The 3,423-nt window shown below is 76.1% G+C and carries 3 protein-coding genes and 1 pseudogene; all 4 read left to right on the top strand.

The annotated features are described in order from the left end of the window. The first annotated feature begins 281 nt into the window (after positions 1-281). The gene (locus MTQ10_RS29080) at positions 282-890 is read left to right on the top strand and encodes an RNA polymerase sigma factor (protein WP_247473374.1); all 609 of its coding nucleotides are present in this window, start codon (positions 282-284) and stop codon (positions 888-890) included. A 172-nt stretch (positions 891-1,062) separates the two neighbouring features. Continuing rightward, a complete protein-coding gene (locus MTQ10_RS29085; RefSeq protein WP_247473375.1) occupies positions 1,063-1,974 on the top strand; it encodes a hypothetical protein in 912 nt (303 codons plus the stop codon). A 434-nt stretch (positions 1,975-2,408) separates the two neighbouring features. Then, on the top strand, positions 2,409-3,083 hold the full coding sequence (locus MTQ10_RS29090; protein WP_247473376.1) for an RNA polymerase sigma factor: 675 nt from the start codon (positions 2,409-2,411) through the stop codon (positions 3,081-3,083). Next, positions 3,083-3,423 (top strand): annotated as a pseudogene (locus tag MTQ10_RS29095) (hypothetical protein); the annotation flags it as partial. The gene MTQ10_RS29090 and the pseudogene MTQ10_RS29095, both read left to right, overlap by 1 nt.

Consider the following 3,423-nt stretch of genomic DNA (forward strand, 5'->3'; position numbering starts at 1 on the left):
CCCCTCGCCCTGCCCCTCGCCCCGAACGCGCCCCGTGTCGCGGCCTCCGGGCCCGGCGGGCCGGCGCGTTCCGGGGAACCTGCGGGCCCCGGCCGCCGCCCCGCCGATCCCGGCCGCCGGCCGGTGACCTGACGCGCTGTGACGTTTCGGTGAACCACGGCGCTGATCAGGTGTGGGCGTGACCGCCGCCGGAGCGTCGCGGAGGCCACGCCGACGAGGGGGGAGGCCCCCCGCGGCGGCGCCCGACGGCGACCGTGACCCGGTACGGACGAGGACACTCTTTGGGCCAGGGAGGCGGACCCCGGCACGTACAGGCGTACGACGGGGAACTGGGCGCCGCGGTCGCGCGGGCCCAGCAGGGGGACGAGGCGGCCTTCGCGGTCGCGTACCGGATCGTGCAGCCGGGGCTGCTCGGCTATCTGCGAGGCCTGGTCGGCGACGACGCCGAGGACGTGGCCTCCGACGCCTGGCTGGAGATCGCCCGCGACCTGGCCAGGTTCCAGGGGGACGGGGCGGGCTTCCGCGGCTGGACGGCGACCATCGCCCGGCACCGGGCCCTCGACCATCTGCGCCGCCGCCGGGTCCGGCCCCGTACGTCGGAACTGGAGGCGGACGTACTGGAGCTGCCGTCCCCGCGCAGCACCCACGAGGAGGCGCTGGAGTCACTGTCCACGGCGCGGGCGCTGGAGCTGGTGCGCGGGCTGCCCCGCGACCAGGCGGAAGCGGTGCTGCTCAGGGTGGTCGTCGGCCTGGACGGCCCGTCCGCCGCGCGTGTGCTCGGCAAGCGTCCAGGGGCCGTACGGACCGCCGCGCACCGCGGTCTGAAACGGCTGGCCCGCGAGCTGGGTGTGACGGATGAGGGCCCCCGCACGCTGGGTGAGTCGAAGTGAACAGCGCCGTCCGCTACGACGGCGCTCTGGTGGAACGGTCGGCTCCGCTCGCTCGTCTGTGTCACATGAGCACGCACGTCACGGGAGCCGTACGGAATTCCGACACCGCTGACCCCACCAGCGGCGAGGGCGGCATGCGGACGAGCGGGACCGGACAGGGACGGAAGACGGCATGGGTGAACGGCTGAGCGGCAGCGACATCTCCGGCCGCCGCGCACACCCCGGTGTCGTCCCCGGCCCCCGGCGTACGGACCTCGCCGTCCTGGAGCCGCTGATCGCGGCGGCCCTGCGTGCCGACGTCATCGACGAGGAGGCGGAGCAGCGCGCGCTGGCCGCCTACCGCGCCGCGCGGGACGCGGGCGCCCACCGTATGCACACCCGGCGCCGCGACGACTGGCGCCGCCGGGGGCTGCGGACCCGACGGTCGATGCGGGCCGCGCTCGGCGTGCTCGCGGCGAGCCTCGCCCTGGGCGGGGTGGCGTACGCGACGATCGGCCCCAGCGGCTTCCCGCACACCCCCGCAGGCGACCGCCCGGCCCGCCACCGGCCGGCGACCGACGCCCCCGACCGCACGGGCGGGACGACGGGCGCGGCCTCGCGCACCTCGGCTGCCGGCCACTCGCCCACGTCCGGCGCCGGCCCGTCCGCGACGCCCTCCGCGCCTGCCGCCGCCTCCACCGACTCGGCCCGCCCTGTCCCCGCCGGGGCCGCCGAGGCCCACTGCCGCGCCTGGGCGAAGCTCCACGCCAAGGGCCGCGCCCCGGACACCCCGGCCTGGCGGCGCCTCGTGGCCGAGGCCGGCGGCGAGGACAGGGTCGCGGACTTCTGCGCCCGCCTGGCCGACGCCCCGGCCACCTCCGGCCCCTCCACGGGGACCGGCCGCTCCGGTACGACGGATTCGGGCCGCTCCCGAGCGGGCGACGCCGACGGCGACGGGAAGCGGGACGGCGACGGCGGCCGTGCGGGTGGCGGCACGGACGGCACAGGCGGCACCTCAGGGACCGGCACCGGCACCGGCCGGACGTCGACGGCCGTTCCGGACGACGTGCCGTCGGACGACGCGGACATCGTGCGGCAGCCGTAGGACGGCAGGAGCGCAAGGCCGCCCGGACCGGCGGCGGGCGTACCACCGTACGAAGAAGATCGCCGCACAAACCGTACGAAGAAGATGATGCGCCCCGCTGCGACGAACCCGACCGCGGCTGCGGGCGCCGCCCCAACTGCGGGCTCAGGATGCCGCCTTGGCAACGACCGGGGCCGCCACCCCCCACAGGAGAGGCCCCGGCCGTCGCGCGGCACGGGCCGCGCGGCGGCCCGTACTCACTACAGCGCCGGGGGTGCGTTTTCTGTCACACCCCGTGCCGCCGTACCTCGTCACGAGTTAGTTGCGTTTTGTACAGTCATGGACGAGGAGTGGTTTCAGGTCGTAACGTGCCTTTCGCGCCGGACCGCGGGGGGCCCGGATCACCGCACTCACCTGCGGTCTTGAGACCGCGACCATTTCGATCGAGGAACCAGGTGCTGGGGGACGACGCGGAGCTGACTGCCGCGGTGCTTGCGGCACAGGACGGGGACGAGACCGCGTTCCGGACTGTGTACCGCTCGGTGCACCCGCGGCTGCTCGGATACGTCCGGACGCTCGTCGGTGAACTCGACGCCGAGGACGTCACCTCCGAGGCCTGGCTGCAGATCGCCCGGGACCTCGGCCGGTTCAGCGGCGACGCCGACCGCTTCCGCGGCTGGGCCGCGCGTATCGCCCGCAACCGCGCCCTCGACCACATACGCATGCGGGGCCGCCGTCCCGCCGTCGGCGGCGACGAGACGGAACTGACCGGCAGGCCCGCCGAGTGCGACACCGCCGGCGAGGCCATGGAGGCGCTGGCCACCGATCGCACCCTCGCCCTGATCTCCCGTCTCCCGCAGGACCAGGCCGAGGCCGTCGTACTGAGGGTCGTCGTCGGCCTGGACGCCAAGACGGCCGCCGACACCCTCGGCAAACGGCCCGGCGCCGTCCGTACCGCCGCTCACCGCGGCCTGAAGAAGCTCGCCGAGCTTCTCGGCGCCGATCCGGGAGGCGACCCGGACGCGTCCGGAGTCCTCGACGCCCTGCCCGCCCCGCGAGAACCGCGCCCCCGCGCGGTGACGTCCGCCGGTGTGACACATCCACGCGTGCGGACGCAGAAGGGCATGTGATGGCCGACGAGCACACTGTTCTCCCGGGGGACGGCGCCAGGGCCACCGGCCGGTGGCTGGACCGCGACACAGCCGACCGCCTGCTGAACGGGGAACCGCTCGACCACCTCACCCCGCCCGCCCGTGAACAGGCCGAACGGATCGCCGACGCCCTCGGAGCCCTCGCCGTCACCGCGACGCCGGACCCCACCGCGGCCCTGCCCGGCGAGGAGGCCGCCCTGGCCGCCTTCCGCGCCGCCCGCGACACGGCCGCCGGTGAGGGCACGGCCGACGGCGAGCGTGCCTGCCGTCCCGCCGCCGAGGAGCGGGCCGCCGACGTCGGGCTCGTCCGAATCGGCCC

The sequence above is a fragment of the Streptomyces sp. XM83C genome (genome assembly GCF_023072675.1).
GTDB lineage: Bacteria > Actinomycetota > Actinomycetes > Streptomycetales > Streptomycetaceae > Streptomyces > Streptomyces thermocoprophilus.

What these genes read in the sequence shown, in the direction of transcription:
- MTQ10_RS29085 (WP_247473375.1), top strand. Translation starts at nt 1,063, where the DNA reads ATGGGTGAACGGCTGAGCGGCAGCGACATCTCCGGCCGCCGCGCACAC.